Below are 17,681 nucleotides of genomic sequence, written 5' to 3'. Positions count from 1 at the left end.
TTAATTACTATGGCATAAATGTTGCTGTGAAAAGAGTATTTATACCTATTTTATCGTGAACAAAAGTAAGGACTTCACATGCAATTCTTTATAGAACTTGTTCTTGTCGATGAGTAGAATATGTTCGATAAATTTTGTAGAATAAGTTCTACAAAAAATCCGCTTTTAAAAGCGGATTTTGAGATTTTTTTAAACTTCTTTATAAAGGCTGAAGAGTTGTATGAGGTCGGATAGGTTTTCTACTTCTAACTTTTCAAAGATGCGGGTTTTGTAGGTGCTTACTGTTGATTTTTGCAAATCTAAAGCTGCACAAATTTCAATATTCCCGTATCCTTCTACCATTAAACGGGCTATTTCCAACTCGCGGTTTGAGAGTTGATCCATAGGGTTTATGGGCTTTCTGAAAAGATAGCTGTCGGTAATTTTTTCTTGAATGTATTTACTAAAATATTTTCCTGAATTCATCACGGTATGAATGGCGTTTTGAATTTCGGCTTCGTTGCTTAATTTGTTCAAATACCCACTTGCGCCAGCTTGCACATAACGAATGGCATAGATGTCTTCGTCGTGCCCTGAAAATATTAAAATTTTTAAATGTGGTTGCAATTTTCGCAAAGTTGGAATTAAGTTTAAAGAATTTCCGTCGGGGAAAGAAACGTCTAATATCAACAAATCTATGCTTGTTGATTCTATCTTTTTCATTACCTCGCTAAGATTGTCTAACTCATAAACCTCTGCATTGCTGAACATATCTTTCAATATAAAACCAAGCGATTTTGTAACCACACTGTGATCATCAGCTGTTATGATTTTATAATTCTTTTCATTTTTTTTCATTTCTTTCTAAATGTTTTCTCTGATTAGCCCTATTGTTTTGATTCCTTATTTTGTGTATCTAGAATTAAATTGAATGTTACTACAGTTTCGGTGTTGGGTTTACTAGTAACGGAAATTTTTCCTTGGAATAATTCCACTATTTCCTTACACAAATTCAATCCCAAACCTGCTCCTAAATTCTGAACATCTGCAGCTATTTTGCCTTGATGGTAACTTTCAAATATATGTTTTAAATCTTTTTCGCTGATACCTGCTCCATTGTCTTTAATGGATACTTTTAAATTTTGTGTGTGTTCGTCTATTTTTTCTATAGCTATGTTTGCAACTATTTCGCCCTTTTTGGTGAATTTATTAGCGTTTCCTATTATGTTGTAGAACAACTGATGTATTTTCACACTATCGGAGTGCAGCATCACATCGTGGGTAATGGTATTGTTAATTACTAATTTATTACCATTATTGTTCACAAAATGCGCTAACGATTTTAATATTTCATCTAATTCTGTTTTCAGATTGAATGTGGTTTTGTTTAATATTAGCTTTTTGTTTTCATTTTTTGAAAATTCTAAAATTTGATTCGCCATTAACGAGAGTGATTGTGTGGTGGCTTCGATTGATTTTAATGAATCTTTTACTTCTTCATCTTGCACCTGTCGGCTAATTCCGCGCGTGTAAATAGAAATAATGTTTAATGGGGAACGTATTTCATGACTGATCATTCCCACGATACGGTTTTTAAAATTCAAGTTTTGCTGAATTTTTTGTTTTGCTTGTTCTAATCTTTTTTCATAAACAAATGCCAATCGGGTTAAAAATGCCAACAAAATAGATATAAGCACCATTAAAAATATCAATCCAATAACAGCGTAATTTCTAATTTTTTTATTGGCGTGGTATTGCTCTTGAAACTTTTTGCGGGCGTCGTTGGTAAACGATACCAATGCATCATTGTATTTGGTGAGCAACATATTGCTGTATGAGAGCAACTCGGTATTGGCATTAAAAAAGTCAGAATTGTTTTTAGAATTTTTACGGTTTACAGCGGCTAATTTTCGCTTATAATTTTCAAATGCTTTTTGATAATATTCATTGGTTGATTGGAACAAATTCTCTATTTGTTCTTCAATGCTTCCTGAACTTACTTTTTTTCCTTGACGAAGGGTTAATACCACGTTCGATTTTTCTTTTTGAACATCCACATTTCCAGATATAGCATTTCCTAACCGAGTTAAAAGTCCTTTCCGTTGCACACTGTCAACAGAAACACTGGTTTCAACATTTAAACTATCAATTACATCTTTAAGTTGAATACTACTTAACTTAAAAACTTCTTCCTTAAAATCAATATTTGGAGGAATCTCAATATTTCGAAGGGAATCAATCTTTGAATTGATGTTTTCTACTGATAATTTTGGGTTTTTATCTTTGCGCAAATACATGGAAAAACCCGCACTTTTATCGGTTGTTTTTACTAAATTTTGAATGTTTTTATTTAAGCTGTCTAATGCATCATTATACTTCACCAAATATTGTTCATCTTTGGTTTGAAGATATTGTTGTAAATTAAACTGCGCAGCAATATAATCGCTTTTTGTGCGGTCACTGAATTGCTTGGCTTGTTCAGAAATATGAATTTCGGCTTCTAACTCTTCCAGTTTTGGTTCATTAAAAATTTCATTGTAAACAATTACAAGCAATAGTATCTGAAAAAAAATCACACTTACAACCAACGTGTAATGAACCGCTTTTCTGTATTTGAAACTACCGGTTGTAAAGTTTAATTCATCAACTTTTTTTTCTTTCAAAATAATCTTTTATTTACATTTATTCTTAAAAAAAACTCCTAAATATTTAATACCTAAAATATACGACTATTTTTATAACAAATACATTCTATTATCGCTATTTTTTTAATAATTTTTCCAAAATATACATTTGGTGAGTTGATCTAAAATTATCGTGTATACCATGTGGTTTCTAATGCACAAATATATAAATTAATAATAATTCACCAGCGACTTAATTATTTATTCCTTTTTATGATATTGATTATGAGATTGTTTGTAACATATTTTTATATTTTAACATAAACGTATTAAATATGATATAAATAACATAAATATAGTATATAATTTTCTATTTCGTTGCATCTATTATCATAAATTTTTAATAGATTTTTATGCATATTTCAATAGAAAAATTAACAATAAAGCTTAATAAAAATTTTAATATACTACTATTCAATCATTTGTGTCATTTCATGAAAATATAAAACTTTAAATGAGTTAAAAAATTTAACATAATTAATTCATTTTTTTAACATTTGATAACTTCGTAGAAATCATTCTGTTTTAAAAGATGCTTAAAAATAGTTCGATGTTTTAGGACTTTCAATGTATAAATCTCTGCTTCTTTGGAACATCATATTCTACTGACTATCAGTTATTCACTTGAAGAGAAGCTTTATAAATACGCAAATCCTCCCAAGTAATTGATTCAGGAGCATCGGCTTTAATTTCGGTTAAGGTTTTATCTTCACTCCCACTGAATAATTTTTGCAATTCTGCTATTTTCTTTTTTGACAATACTTCGCTGATTGCTATTTTATTCGCTGCTATTAATTTGCCCATATGTTGATAAATGGTTGCAACAGAAAGTTTGCGTTTATCGGCAATTTCGCTCACGGTTAATCTTTGTTGAAAAAGCTCAAACGTTTTGTCTATTGTAGTGGTTTTAGTAGGTTTTTCAATTTGTTTTAAATCTGTATCTATTGCATCTTCCTCTGCAACATCTAACATTTGGGAGCGCAAAATTTCTTTAATCGCCGTTAAATGATTCAATCGGAAAGAAACGGCATCGGTTTGCTTTAGATTATCGGTTGAGAAATCCATTTGCTTGCCAAACAATTCAATCATTTTGTTCGTTTTAAGCAACTTTAAAACCATTTTTATATGTTGCTCCTCAAATACACGTAATTGTTCCACAAAAAGCACAAAACCTTTCTTTTTCTTTGCTTGTTCCAACACAAAAAGTGTGTCGTATCCCAATTCATCTAATTTTGGATAAAAATAGTTGTATGCTTTGGAAAAACGCTGCACCAAATGATCGGTTCTAAAATTGGTATCGGTAAAAATAGCGTGTAGTTCTTGTAAAAATTGTAATCCCACTTTTTTGAGATGCAACAGCAAACGTTCTTGTTTTTCTGCCCAAGCACGATAAATTTTTCGGGTCGATTTTTTTTCGGGAACCCAAGTAGCAATCCATTTATAAAAGTCATCATGTGCTTGCTGCCAATTGAATGTTTCGGATACTTGTTGCCATAAATCTTCTAATTTAGCTTGCAATAATTGATCTTGCTGCCGAATAGTTGCATTCTTTTGGGTGAAAGACAGAATGTTTTCATCGGCCAAAATTTGGCGGATTGCTACTGGTTTTGATAAAACCAAACCATCTAAACTGCGCAAACGCGACAATGCCACATAGGCTTGCCCACTCATAAACACATCGTTGATATCCAGCACTGCTTTATCAAATGTTAATCCTTGCGATTTATGCACCGTTATGGCCCAAGCCAGTTTCAAAGGATATTGCACAAATGTTCCTAAAACTTCTTCTTCGATTTCTTTGGTTTGTTCATTGAGCACATAACGCACATTTTGCCATTCGTATTTTTCAACCGTAATTTTGACATTATCTTCGGGCAAAAAAACTTCTATTTCGTTTTCAGACACAAAAAAAACCGTTCCGATTTTTCCGTTGTAATAGCGTTTTTCAAAACTTAAATCGTTTTTTACAAACATCACTTGTGCGCCTTTTTTTAAAACCAATTCAGGTTCTAACGGAAATAGTTTTTCGGGAAAATCGCCAATAATTTCAGGCAAGAAAACAAATTCTTGTGTTTTAATATGGCGCAGTTGTTGCTCATTTATTTCGTCGGCTTTTCGGTTGTGTGTGGTAAGTGTGATATAGCCTTTGTTTTTGTTGGTATCGAAATATTCATCAACTTGCTTTGCCAAAACTTCATAATCGGCAGGAGTGATGTTGTTTGTTCTAAAATTATTCAGCAACCGAATAAAATCGGCATCGTCTTGGCGGTAAATCTTTTTAAGTTCCACATAAACAGGAGGTTCTGTTTGCATGGCCCAGGCGTTGAAAAAATAAATGCCTTGGTAAAAATGCCTTAGAGTTTCCCATTCGTTTGGCTTCACAACAGGAGGCAATTGCCACAAATCGCCTATAAACAACACCTGAACGCCACCAAAAGGCAACGATGACCTGCGAACAAACTGCAATAATTCGTTCATGGCATCTAACACATCAGCTCGCAACATGGATACTTCATCAATCACCAGCAACTCTAAACTTTTGATAATAGATTGCTTTGATTGTTGCATTTTAAAATGGCGGGTAATGGTTTGTTTGGTTTCAAAATACAACCCATTGTTGTTATTTTTAAAATCGGTAGTAGGAATATAGGATGAAAAAGGCAACTGAAAAAACGAGTGAATGGTTACCCCGCCCGCATTTAAAGCCGCGATGCCCGTTGGTGCCACTACAACTGTGTTTTTGTGTGTGGTGGTAAGAATTTTTTTGAGCAAAGTGGTTTTACCAGTTCCTGCTTTTCCGGTTAAAAAAACATTTCGGTTGGTATGCTGTATGTATTGTAAAACTAATTCTGCTTCAGGTGTCATAAGTACTAATTTAACTAAAATGCTGATATATTGGAACGTGCGAAATTTTTTTAATTTTGTTTACTAAAATACAAAACTAATGACAACTATAACCATAAAAATAAACGAACCTACCAAAGTTGGCAAAGCCTTCAAAAATTTAATTGAATTTTTTTCTAAAGAACACAAAGGTATTGAAATTGTTTCGGATACAAAAAGCGAATACAATCCTGCATTTGTTGAAAAAATTAAAGAAGCAGAAAATGATATTAAAAATGGTAAAACTACCCGTTTAGATGCTGAAAATATATAGGAAAGTATTTTGTAGAAATAACCGATAAAGCTAGAAAAGAATAAAAAAATCATTTCAAATCTGGGAATAAATCTGTTATTAAAAAGATAGAAAAAATATTATTGGAATTAACTGAAACGCCTTTTTCAGGTGAAGGAAAACCTGAACAACTAAAACATAATTATTCTGGATATTGGTCAAGAAAGAATTAATCAAAAAGACCGAATTTTTTAACGCGTAGAAGAAGAAATTGTAATGGTTTATGTGGTTTCTGCCATGGGACTCTACAATGATTAATAAAAAAACCACCAAAATTGGTGGTTTTAATTGTTATTTTGATAGAAATAATTGTAAAGATATTCCTAAATAATCTCCTGATCTTTTATTTTCTATAAGGGTTTTTCCATTAGGTTTCAAATTATCAAAATACATAAAGCCTTCATAATGAGAAATTAAAGTTTTTTGATAGACTAAATTCGTTTGAATCATAAAACTTTCAAACATAAAGTAAAAACCTGGTGAAACAACAGCATTTTGATACAATCCTATATCGCTTTTACTATAACTTTCATAATAAAAACGTGGAATCTCATTGTTATTAATATCATTTATAATCAGTGTTCTATCAGCACCACCAGATTGCATGTAAAGCAAATCAATGCCAGTTTGTACATTAAAAAAAACTTTTCTTGATATTGGAGTTTTATATTGCACTAAAAATGGTATGGAAAAATTCATCCTTTTATCCATTGGTGTATAAGTAGCTTTAAAATCTTCTGTAAATACTGTCGAATTTATATCTTCTTGAGGTAATTCAACCGAAAACTTATAAACAGTATTAAAATTTAAGGTAATACCTGTAATATATGAAAACCTACCTGCTTTATTAAAGGTTTTTCTTACCGAGAAAGCAAAGCCGTTCATAGGCTTTTCATCATAATCATAATCGCCGTAAATAGCAGTTTTTTTGTCTTTTTGCTGGAAATAATATGATCCTCCAAAAGACCATGAACCATAATTATTAAACTCTGGATAATACTTCATATTTTGTGAAAAGCTATTATAAGAAATCAAGAGTGCAATAATTGCACTCTTGATAAAACTATTGTAACTTGTAGTATGTTGAAGTACCCGCATAATAATGATTTCCTACTAAAAAACCCTTTCTTGTTTTTACAGTTCTAGATGTTATATATTCATGATGTTTCATATCTCTTCTTTTTTTATCTTTAAATGTATTTCGACCATAATGATTTGCATCTCCTGGCGAATTATCTTCACTACATTTTTCCCATAACCAAACACTTAAGTCTAATGCCATCCTAGTTCGCTTTTCCTTCCATCTTCTGCCTTTCTCATAATTAATTGTCATTTTCTCGGACTTAGTCCATCCAGGGACAGCTCTAATCTTAGCCACTCTTCTTGCATTTTTACCATTCGCATAATGATGATCTGATTCAGTTGCTCTCCAACCAACACATTCTGCTGCTGCAGGTGTATTAGGACTAAAAATATTACTAGTACTAGTGAATTTTAATCCAGAAGCAGTACGTGCCGCACTTAAATTATTTTCATAATCACCATAAATTCTACCAATACTTTCCTTATTGAAGACATAAATTGTATCTGCTACCATTACTTCTTGATTTAAATTTACTAATGATAACTCTCCATTTGAAAACGCTAAATTAATATTTGGATCTAAATTTGGATCTAAATTTTCAGTTTCTAACATTTTACTATTTTCAGCATTAAAACGTTTACGTAAAGCTTGATTGAATGAGATAGAATTTTCAAAATTTATCAATGGAATTTGATCAGTATAGTTAATTTCATCTTCAAAATTACTTAATGACTCATCCGACAAATGTTCATGGTCTCTGAGAAAATTATCATCGTAAATTTCTACTTGATCACTTAAATTGTCAGCTAATTCTTGAAAATCTTTCCAACTAGAAAATGATAAAATTTGAACATTTTCACCATTACTTAATTCAAATGTTCTTAATTCTGGCAAATAGCTTAAAGAACGAGCTGATTTTACATAATTTTCATTTGAAGAATTTTCATTAGTAACAACTTCATCAGAGTTACAAGATAAAACAGATGCACTCAGCATCAGTAATACTAATTTGTTTTTCATAAATATGTTAAATTAAAATTTTTACATTTGTAAAAATTTTAATTTAACATCCTATTTTTCAGAGTTATTTTTTAGCTTCAGTTTTCTTATCCGCTTCTTTTTTAGTTTCAGTGGTAGTAATTTCTTCTTTAGCTTCTACTTTTTTACCGGTTTTTTCTTCGTATTGTTTGTGCAACAATGCTAATATTTCTTTGGTTAAATCATATTCTTCTTTTGCATAAAGAACCGAAGCCGCATCGCCTGTTCCGTAAATATAATCGTAACCTTTTTCTTTGCCGTATTCTTTAATGAATTTTTTCATTTTAGAAACCATTGAATCGCGTTCCACAGCACTTTCTTCTTGGAACTTTTTCATATAGTTTTGTTCTTTCTCTGTTAAAGTTTGTTGACGGCGTTCTAATTCAGCTTGGCGTTTTTGTGCCCATTCCATACCCTTTGATTGGGCATTTTTCTGAAGATCCAACACATCGTTTTGAAATTTACGTGCATCACTGTCTAATTCATTCTTCATTTTTTCGGACATGGTTTTAAACTTTACCTCGAAATCTTTGAATTCTTGATAATCTTTCATTAAAACTTCCGTATCGATATAAGCTGTTTTTAAAGCCACTTTATCAGCACCTGCTTTTTCTATTTTCGCTGTTTCTGTCGTTTCTTTGTTACAAGCCACCACACTAAGTGCTACAACAGCCAACATCATTATTTTTTTCATATTACTTAATTATTTTTTAATTTCTATTGAAAATGAAATTTCAACAAAAGTATTTAAAATTATCGAAATTGTTGAATTATAGAAAATTTATATGCAAATTAAAAAATCAATTACTTTTAATTATAAAAAATGTATTTAAAATATTCGATTTAAGCCTCTTTTACAAAATTTGAATATAAAGCCACATTTCACATAAACATCTTTTAAAATAACCTATTTAAAATTATTTTTTAAGAATATAAATGTGTGAAGAATACTCTTTAGAGAAAAATCCCTTTAAATTGGATAGCAAACCGATATAAAATGCTTTTAAAATATTTTTTGATCCTGTTTTATATTCTTCCGATAATAATGAAACATAAAAACTATCAAAATACATAGGTTTTATATGTATTAATTTGAATTGATGCTCTTCGGCTAATTTTTTTATAGATATTTTACTAAAATGCCAAAGATGTCTGGGTACGTCCCAAGCTGCCCAATGTTGTTTATAATGTTTTGCATCGAATGATTTAAAATTAGGAACTGCAATTACGAGTGTTCCATTTTCGGTTAGACGTTCACTAAAAAATTGAAAATAAATATTCAAATCGGTTACATGTTCCAACACATGCCATAATGTAATTACATCAAATTTTTCTGCAGGTATTTCATCAATAGAATTAAAAACATCCATTTTTTTTGATTGTGCAATACCACGCGCTGTTTCGTTGGGTTCTACTCCTACTCCATTAACTGCTAATTCTTGAATACCATATTTTAAAAAATCACCCGTACCGCATCCAATATCTAATACATTTAGGTATGACCGATTGGTAACATTACTTATCAAGTTCCATTTACTTTTTATGGTATGATTTTTTACCAACTGATACATTTTTTCAAACCAATTTCTTTTACCGTCGGTGTGTGAAATATAATTCTCACTTTTATAATAAGCTCCCAACTGGTCAAATGCCGAAAACTTTGTTTGATACATATCATATTTTTCATGATAGACCAGCTCAAAATCTTCTTTGGTAATACTAAAATCTTTAATGGTTTTATTTTTCATAGTGCGAATATATAAAACACAAAACACCTTTGCAAAGGTGTTTTGTTTCACGTGGAACGTAAAACTATCTACCCATGTGAATTAGTAAAATAGAAATATCAGACGGTGCTACACCACTTATTCTTGATGCTTGCGAAATAGTTACTGGACGAATCTTTTTCAATTTTTCTTTGGCCTCATAAGACATAGATTTGATTTTATCATAATCGAAATGTTCTGGAATACGCACATCTTCTAATCTATTCAATTTGTCAGCATTGTTTTTTTCCTTTTCGATATACCCGGAATATTTCACTTGAATAATTGCTTGATCAACAATCTCTTTATCTATATTATTTTCGGAGATGTATTGTTTTACTTTTTCAAAGCGTAAAATATCGTCATCTTTTAATTGCGGACGTGAAAAAACCTTAAACATTTTATCGGGTTGCTTCATTGGTTCGCTTCCTTTTTCTCCTAAAATAGGATTTGCTTCTTTCGGCTGCACAGATGTTTCTTTAAAAAACTGAACAAAATGATCGGATGATTCTTTTTTGTATTCCATTCTTTTTATTCGATCTTCACCTGCTAAACCAATTTCAAAAGCTTTGGGAGTTAACCTAAAATCTGCATTATCTTGTCGCAGCAAGGTTCTGTATTCTGCACGTGATGTAAACATTCGGTATGGTTCTTCTGTACCTTTTGTAATTAAATCATCAATTAAAACACCAATATATGCTTCGTTTCTTTTTAAGATTAATGGTGTTTTTTCTTGCACTTTTAAAGCAGCATTTATACCCGCCATTAAACCTTGCGCTGCTGCTTCTTCATAACCTGTAGTTCCGTTAATTTGACCTGCAAAAAACAAACCTTCCACTAACTTTGTTTCTAAGGTATGTTTCAATTGTGTTGGTGGAAAATAATCGTATTCAATCGCATAACCCGGACGGAAAAACTTTACCTTTTCAAAACCTACCACAGAACGTAATGCATTAAACTGCACATCTTCTGGTAACGAAGTAGAAAAGCCATTTACATACACTTCTACTGTGTTCCAACCCTCAGGTTCCACAAATAATTGATGGCGGTCTTTATCTGCAAAACGATTGATTTTATCTTCAATAGAAGGACAATAACGCGGTCCTAAACTTTTTATTCTACCGTTAAACATAGGCGAACGATCAAAACCTTCTCGTAACAAATTATGTACTTCTGGCGAAGTATAAGTCATATAACAAGAGCGCTGTTTTGTAAGTGGTTTTGTTTTATCAGAATACGAAAACTTTTGTGGATTTACATCACCTGGCTGTTCTTCCATTTTAGAATAATCTAACGAACGTCCATCTACGCGAGGCGGTGTTCCGGTTTTCATTCTTCCAGCTTCAAAACCTACTTTTATCAAATCTTCCGTAATTCCAAAAGAAGCACTCTCTCCTGCCCTACCACCGCCGAATTGTTTATCGCCAATATGAATCAAACCGTTTAAAAAAGTACCATTTGTAAGGATAACCGTTTTTGATTTTATTTCAATTCCAAGACTGGTTTTTACACCTACTATTTTATGATTTTCTATTAAAATTCCAGAAACCATTTCCTGATAAAAATCTAAATTCGGAGTACCTTCTAACATCAAGCGCCAGGTTTCTGCAAACAACATACGATCGCTTTGACATCTTGGCGACCACATAGCAGGTCCTTTGGAAACGTTCAACATTTTAAATTGAATAGCAGATTGGTCAGATACAATTCCAGAGTAACCACCCATTGCATCGATTTCACGAACAATTTGTCCTTTTGCAATACCACCCATTGCAGGATTACAACTCATTTGTGCAATATTCTGAAGACTCATAGTTATTAAAAGCGTCTTCATTCCCATGTTTGCAGCAGCAGCAGCAGCTTCTGAACCCGCATGTCCGGCTCCTACCACAATCACATCATATTTATCTTGAAATATACTCATTGTTCCACGTGAAACATTTAATTAATAAATAAAAAAATTATTGTTCCACGTGGAACATATTAATTTTTTCTTGTTCTTTTATACGCATTAATTCGGCTTCTTTTTCGGTTTTATCTTTGTATCCGCAGTAATGCAAAACTCCATGAGCCATCACTCGAAGTAGTTCGTTTTGGAGAGATACCTCGTATTCTTTTGCATTCTCCTCTACTCGTTCCATCGATATAAAAATATCACCAGAAATTAAGTCGCCTATACAGTAATCGAAACTAATAATATCGGTTAAAGTATCATGATTTAGATACTGCATATTGATGTTGTGCAAATATTCATCATCGCAAAAAATATAATTAATTTCACCAGCTTCTTTACCTTCCGATTCAATTATGGCATCAATCCAAACTTCGTATTGTTGCTCGTTTTCTAACTGAAAATCGGTTTCGTAATTAAATATAACCATTATTAATGTTTAAAATACTTACAAAGGTACAACGAAACTAAAAAAAGAGTATACAATATTGTATTAAAATATTTAAAACATTGATAATTAATATATTAAATAAGAATTAATCAAATTATTGCTTATAAATCAGCTATACTCATTTTGGTTGTCAACAACATTATATTATAAAAGAAATTAATTTTAAAAATTTTAAAAAAAGCTTTCTTCTTTATAATGCTTGTTAATATATAGCATAAGTTTTTAGTGAAACAATAGTAAATGTGAATTATAAAAAGTTGTTAACACTGCCCTACCCTTCTAATGGCTTATAAATCAAATAAATTTGTATTTTTTGTTGATATAGAATAGCTCTTGTTAACTAAAAATATTAATAATTTTTATGGTTAATAAGTGTTGATAACTGTGTTTCATTTGTCAATGAAGCGTGTACTATTTTCAATAATTTTTTTGGTATTGTTGATAAAAATAATGCCTTAGTATTTTTTATGAAATTGTAAACAAATAGTTATCTAAAGTTATTCACAGTTATCAACACAAGTTATGAATATACAAATAGCGGTTATGAACACTTATTAATCTTGAAATATATCATACTATTTAAAATACTATAAATCAGTTATTTAAAAATATTATGTACATTAAATGAATCAATAATAGCAATATTAAGAATTACTTTTGTACCTAATGGTTGGTTGTTAGCATCAACCAAATCAACAATTTCGCATGAGAATGATTTTTTAAAGAGGTCTTTATATAGTTGCAACCTATTTTGAACGATTTTTGTTGCATAGGAGGTGTGTAAGGTGGAATGATCTATGTTTTTATTTACGTTCCTCCCTACTCCATTGTCTGTAATCGCAATGATGATTGCATCTGTTTGTTTTTTTATAGTGATTTTTAATTGTTTGTCATCGTTTATATCCGACAAGCCATGAATTACCGCATTTTCTACAAATGGCTGTAACAACATCACAGGTACTTTTGTTGTGGTTGTATCAATGGATTCATCAATTGTATAAGTGAGATTTATTGGCTGGTTGGTTTTCATATTTTCAATAGCAATATACGAATTGATATAAGCCATTTCATCGGCTAAAGTTATGTGTTCTTTATTTACAATATCAAGCGTTGAGCGCAGTAATTTTGCAAATTTTGCAAAATAATTATTTACTTTAATTTCATCATCAAGCAATACACTACTTTGCATATTATTTAAAGTATTAAAAATGAAATGAGGGTTCATTTGTGCGCGTAAGGCTTTCATTTCTAAATTTATAAGTTTTAAACGAAGGTTAAATTTTTTTGCACGTTTTGATCGAATGATATACAACCCCAAAATGGTTAGTAAAATAACTGCGATAAATACAAGTATTTTAAAGAAAGTTGTTTCCCAAAAATATGGTTTTATTGTAAATTGAAAGCTCTTACTATTTTTAGTTTTATCATTGTAAGATTGACTATATGTTTTAAAAGTGTATGTACCCGGAGCTAATTCTTTAAAATATAATTCATTTTCGGTAAATATTTTCCAATCTTCAAGTTGATTATTTCTTGATAAGGAATAATACTTCACAAAATCAGCCGTATTATTCATTGTTTTCAAAGAAGTTTGAATGCTTATATTATTTTGATCTCTTTTTAAGAATAAGAATTCTAAATTATTGATTTTATGGTCATTAACAATGATATGATTAATTTCTATTTCACCCGAAATTTTTATATTGATGAAATCTTTTGCTATTGTTGTAATTCCTTGCTGCGTAATAATATAAAGGTTTTTGCTATCGGAAAGAATATCATTAATTTTACCTTTTATAATGCCACTATCCAATGGTATTATCCTCGTTAAATGTAATTTTTTATTGTTGTAATTATAAACATATAATCCGGCATTGGTTACCACAAATAGCTGGTTTGATACAGAATCTTTGATAATTTTATAGATGTTGTCATTAGGAAGCAAATTTTGTAAAATTTTAAAATTTTGCGTTACCAAAAGCAAACCATTTGAATGTGTACCTACCAAAATTAAATCGTTGATATGATTAATAGTATTGGTAAATTTTATGGAATACGATGCTACAAATTGTTTACTATTTAGATGATAAATACCCAATTGTTCTTCGTTTGAAACAACCACCGATTGATTATCGGTCACCAAAATGTTATTAAAGCGCAAATCGGCCTTTATTTCGTACAAATTTTTCGAAGTATTGTTTTGTATAATATTTTTCTGAATTGTATAAATATTATCCTTTTTAAAATAACTATTTCTAATACCTCCTGTTCTTTTATGGGGTATTAATCGGTCTTGAAAGCTCAAAAATTCCAGTAAATTATCTTGAATTTTATAAGATGCAATTTTGTTTGTATGCACTGCAATCAATTGGTTACCAGAACGATAGATAGCAGATGTATTATCATTAAACGTATGCAATTTTTTAGATTTATTTTTAAAATTAATTTGGAACACCTCATTTGTACTTGTTAATGCAATTAGCGAATGCTCATACAAAAACGCCGATTTAATATGGTAATTATGATCTCCTAACAGCTGATTATAACTGTAATGCTTGATTTTAAAAAATGATTTTGGAATGAATTGAACGGTATTTCCTTTAAAAATAATCCAAAAATTCTCATATTTATCAATGCTGATACTTTCAATAGTTTCAAAATTGTAGGGTAAAGAAGAAATTTTTTGCGATAAAACTTCGTTATAAATACCTTTTTCAAAAACGATACATTTACCTTTGGAATTGCTGTAAATTTTATAAACATCATCGTTTTTTGCAGAAAGCAATTGCACCCGTTTGGAATTGAAGCCAGCTATACCTGCAAAGATTGGTTGTGATTTTTGAAACGTAAATTTATGTATTTCAAAGGGAAATTTTTTTGTTACCGAATAATTTTCCTGTTTGTTTTTGGGTATATTTACAAAATTAATCGAAAATGGATTAGAAAGTAGCGAATAATACTGTTCATTGGATGCAAACTTCTTTAACACCTTTTTTTGATCATTTAGCAGGTAGTATTCATTAGTAGCCGCATTTTTAAATACATAAGCCTTCAATGCATGGTGGTAATTCACCAAAACAAGGTTTTCTTTATCTGGGTATCTTTTGATTTTAAAATGTTGATTGGTTAAAAAGTAGCGGCCATTTTTCAGATGTTCTGAAAAAAATAATGTATCTTGTTTGGTAAATTCATAATATGCACTTTGTATATTTGCATTTTCCACTTTAAAAATTTGGTCATTTTTAATATAATATAAACCCTTGAAATAGCCGGTAAGCCAAATGCGATCTTCAGAATCAATTTTAATATAGAAGATATCATTGGTGGGCAAACCGTCTTTCATAGAAAAATGTTTGTAGTATGTACCATTAAATTTATAAATTCCATTGTCGGTAGCCAGCCAGGTATAACCATTGCGGTCAAAAGCCATGGTATATGTTAACACAGATTCCAGTTCTTGCACCGAGTGTATATTTTTTGTAGCATACTGCTGTTGTGCCCATAGTTGGTTAAAAGCGCACAAAAAAACAAGCAGTTTTATAAACTTCATTTGTTCAAAATTTAATAATTATATTCATGCAAACGTATTCAGCAGTAATTGTAGATGACGAAAAAACAAGTATCAATCTAATAAAATACTTTATAAACAAATACATTCCAACCATTCATATTGCAGGTTTAGCTGATTCAGTTGAAAATGGAAAAAAAATCATAAATAACTATAAACCAGATATTTGTATATTAGATATTCAGTTAAAAAATAAAAATGTTTTTGAATTACTAGATCAGATTGATTACAGCGAAACCGAAATAATATTCATTACCGCATTTAGCGAATATGCAATTAAAGCTTTCAAATATAATGCAATAGATTATATAATGAAACCGATTTCTATCGATGATTTAAAAACAGCATGTGAAAAATGTATGCAAAGAATTGAAGAACGCAAACTTTTTGAACAAAACACATACAATACAAAAGACCATAACAGCAATCAAAAAAAAGATACGATTACAATTGTATCAACCGATAAAGTTGATACAATTAAGAAAGCAGATATCCTTTTTTGCAAATCAGATGGCCGATACACTACTTTTTATTTAAAGAATGACCGGCAAATTGTTGCCAGTAAAAATTTAGGCGAATACGAGCAATTATTCGCAAATGATTATTTTTTTAGAATACATCACTCCTACATTGTAAATCTTGATAATTTAATGCTTATCAGTAAAAAAGAGAACAATTATTTTTGTGATATGATCAACAATTACAGTTTACCAATAGCTAAAAGAAGAATTGAAAGCCTTCGGGTTTTTATGAAAATGAATAAATAAGTGGTCTTAAAACAGAAGCAATAGCTAGCAGTTACCTCTTTTCTTTTGTATAAACAGTTCAATTTAAAGTAAAATCCTTTACTATTTTGATATACTAACGCTGTTTGCAAACAGCATTCCTCCTCTCATTTCTAAATGTTACTGTAACCAAAACCACTTCGCAAGCACTATTTATTTTGAAGCACCAATGCCTTTGATAACACATTTTTTAACAAAGCTGTTAAAGTATCAGAAAAGCATTTTTTTCTGAGTGTCTTCTACATACCATTAGAACAAATTCTACATTTTATTACCACTAGTTACTTTGTTGACCACCTATTACATATACTTTGTAAAAGTGGTTTTTATTTTAAAATATTTGTTAAGTTTTTACATGTAAAATATAGTATTAATTGATCAAGAATAAGCGCATATAAATAAATTTTGAATGTTAAAAATATACATATAGGCACATATATAAAAAAACTGTATGAGGAACGTAATATTCCAATAGATCGTGTGTGCAATTTTATGAAATGTGAAGAAGAAGATATTTTGGAAATGTTTCAATACAAGACGCTTGATACTGATAGATTACTAAGGTGGTGCAAGCTTTTAGAATATGATTTTTTCAGGCTTTATTCGCAACATTTAATATTATATACATCAAAAAAACACTTTGTAAATAAAAGTACATCGAAAAACAACCAAGTACCACAATTTAAAAAAAATATATACACCAAAGAAATCATAGACTATTTATTAGAGCTTATACGCACTAACCAAAAAACAGTAACTGAAATAATAAAAGAATATAAAATACCAAAAACAACTATATACAGATGGATACAAAAATACCCAACCAACAGTTAAAAACAGGGCCTGATTTTGGAAAAATTTTCAGAGACATGGCAGCCAAAAAAAAAATAGAAACTCCTTTAGATTTTGCCGAAAAACAAAATTGGAGTAGTCTAGATGTAATCAAAATAAACGATATGTTTTTTGCTTCCAAACAAAATGATAGTCAAATGTTTAATCAAAGTCACCGCGCCTATGATGCAGCCTCTGTGAAACAGATTCTTAATTATCAAGAAAAGCATGGATTAAATAATTCTGAAATATCCAAAATGTTCAAACTAAGTAGAAATACATTAGCAAAATGGAAAAAAATGGATTTATACAGAAACAACAATTAGTGCATTGCACATTAAAAACCACAGGTATGTTGTTATTAAAAAT

14 protein-coding genes and 1 pseudogene are annotated in these 17,681 nt (G+C 30.3%); 5 read left to right on the top strand and 10 right to left on the bottom strand.

Going from position 1 to position 17,681, the window contains the following annotated elements:
- Positions 1 to 189: 189 nt before the first annotated feature.
- The 3 genes from MG290_RS09820 to MG290_RS09810 all read right to left on the bottom strand — a co-directional run bounded on the left by MG290_RS09820 (position 190) and on the right by MG290_RS09810 (position 5,528).
- Entirely contained in the window at positions 190 to 837 is a 648-nt protein-coding gene (locus tag MG290_RS09820; protein ID WP_264561134.1) for a response regulator transcription factor, read from the bottom strand.
- Between the two features lie 29 nt (positions 838 to 866).
- Complete coding sequence (locus MG290_RS09815) at positions 867 to 2,642, bottom strand: sensor histidine kinase (RefSeq protein WP_264561133.1); 1,776 nt, start codon at positions 2,640 to 2,642, stop codon at positions 867 to 869.
- Between the two features lie 633 nt (positions 2,643 to 3,275).
- Entirely contained in the window at positions 3,276 to 5,528 is a 2,253-nt protein-coding gene (locus tag MG290_RS09810; protein WP_264561132.1) for a helix-turn-helix domain-containing protein, read from the bottom strand.
- A 79-nt stretch (positions 5,529 to 5,607) separates the two neighbouring features.
- On the opposite strand from MG290_RS09810, the gene MG290_RS09805 reads away from it, so the two are divergent.
- Complete coding sequence (locus MG290_RS09805; protein ID WP_264561131.1) at positions 5,608 to 5,820, top strand: DUF2683 family protein; 213 nt, start codon at positions 5,608 to 5,610, stop codon at positions 5,818 to 5,820.
- 62 nt (positions 5,821 to 5,882) lie between these two features.
- Positions 5,883 to 6,011: pseudogene (locus tag MG290_RS14870) on the top strand (type II toxin-antitoxin system YoeB family toxin); the annotation flags it as partial.
- A 118-nt stretch (positions 6,012 to 6,129) separates the two neighbouring features.
- On the opposite strand, the gene MG290_RS09800 reads toward MG290_RS14870, so the two are convergent.
- From MG290_RS09800 to MG290_RS09770, 7 genes are all read right to left on the bottom strand, one after another.
- Entirely contained in the window at positions 6,130 to 6,843 is a 714-nt protein-coding gene (locus tag MG290_RS09800; protein WP_264561130.1) for a hypothetical protein, read from the bottom strand.
- Between the two features lie 58 nt (positions 6,844 to 6,901).
- Positions 6,902 to 7,942 (bottom strand): hypothetical protein, encoded by a 1,041-nt coding sequence (locus MG290_RS09795; RefSeq protein ID WP_264561129.1) that lies wholly within the window; start codon positions 7,940 to 7,942, stop codon positions 6,902 to 6,904.
- Between the two features lie 64 nt (positions 7,943 to 8,006).
- Complete coding sequence (locus MG290_RS09790; protein WP_264561128.1) at positions 8,007 to 8,654, bottom strand: OmpH family outer membrane protein; 648 nt, start codon at positions 8,652 to 8,654, stop codon at positions 8,007 to 8,009.
- Positions 8,655 to 8,877: 223 nt separating this feature from the next.
- Positions 8,878 to 9,708, bottom strand: coding sequence for a class I SAM-dependent methyltransferase (locus tag MG290_RS09785; protein WP_264561127.1), 831 nt, complete (start codon positions 9,706 to 9,708; stop codon positions 8,878 to 8,880).
- Between the two features lie 64 nt (positions 9,709 to 9,772).
- A complete protein-coding gene (gene mnmG, locus MG290_RS09780) occupies positions 9,773 to 11,650 on the bottom strand; it encodes a tRNA uridine-5-carboxymethylaminomethyl(34) synthesis enzyme MnmG (protein ID WP_264561126.1) in 1,878 nt (625 codons plus the stop codon).
- 37 nt (positions 11,651 to 11,687) lie between these two features.
- On the bottom strand, positions 11,688 to 12,107 hold the full coding sequence (gene ybeY / locus MG290_RS09775; protein ID WP_264561125.1) for an rRNA maturation RNase YbeY: 420 nt from the start codon (positions 12,105 to 12,107) through the stop codon (positions 11,688 to 11,690).
- A gap of 619 nt (positions 12,108 to 12,726) precedes the next feature.
- Positions 12,727 to 15,678, bottom strand: coding sequence for a sensor histidine kinase (locus MG290_RS09770; protein WP_264561124.1), 2,952 nt, complete (start codon positions 15,676 to 15,678; stop codon positions 12,727 to 12,729).
- Positions 15,679 to 15,704: 26 nt separating this feature from the next.
- Here MG290_RS09770 and MG290_RS09765 point away from each other — a divergent pair, with 26 nt between their 5' ends.
- From MG290_RS09765 to MG290_RS09755, 3 genes are all read left to right on the top strand, one after another.
- A complete protein-coding gene (locus MG290_RS09765; RefSeq protein ID WP_264561123.1) occupies positions 15,705 to 16,463 on the top strand; it encodes a LytR/AlgR family response regulator transcription factor in 759 nt (252 codons plus the stop codon).
- Between the two features lie 510 nt (positions 16,464 to 16,973).
- Entirely contained in the window at positions 16,974 to 17,315 is a 342-nt protein-coding gene (locus tag MG290_RS09760) for a helix-turn-helix domain-containing protein (protein ID WP_336297984.1), read from the top strand.
- Positions 17,285 to 17,638: a helix-turn-helix domain-containing protein gene (locus MG290_RS09755; RefSeq protein WP_264561121.1), complete on the top strand. Its 354-nt coding sequence runs from the start codon at positions 17,285 to 17,287 to the stop codon at positions 17,636 to 17,638. The genes MG290_RS09760 and MG290_RS09755 overlap by 31 nt, the downstream gene beginning before the upstream one ends.
- Positions 17,639 to 17,681 lie beyond the last annotated feature (43 nt).

Origin of the sequence: Flavobacterium sp. CBA20B-1 (assembly GCF_028473145.1) — a bacterium.
Classification (GTDB): domain Bacteria; phylum Bacteroidota; class Bacteroidia; order Flavobacteriales; family Flavobacteriaceae; genus Flavobacterium.
The sequence above is the reverse complement of the archived record's forward strand: the minus strand, read 5'-3'. Positions and strand labels throughout refer to the sequence as shown.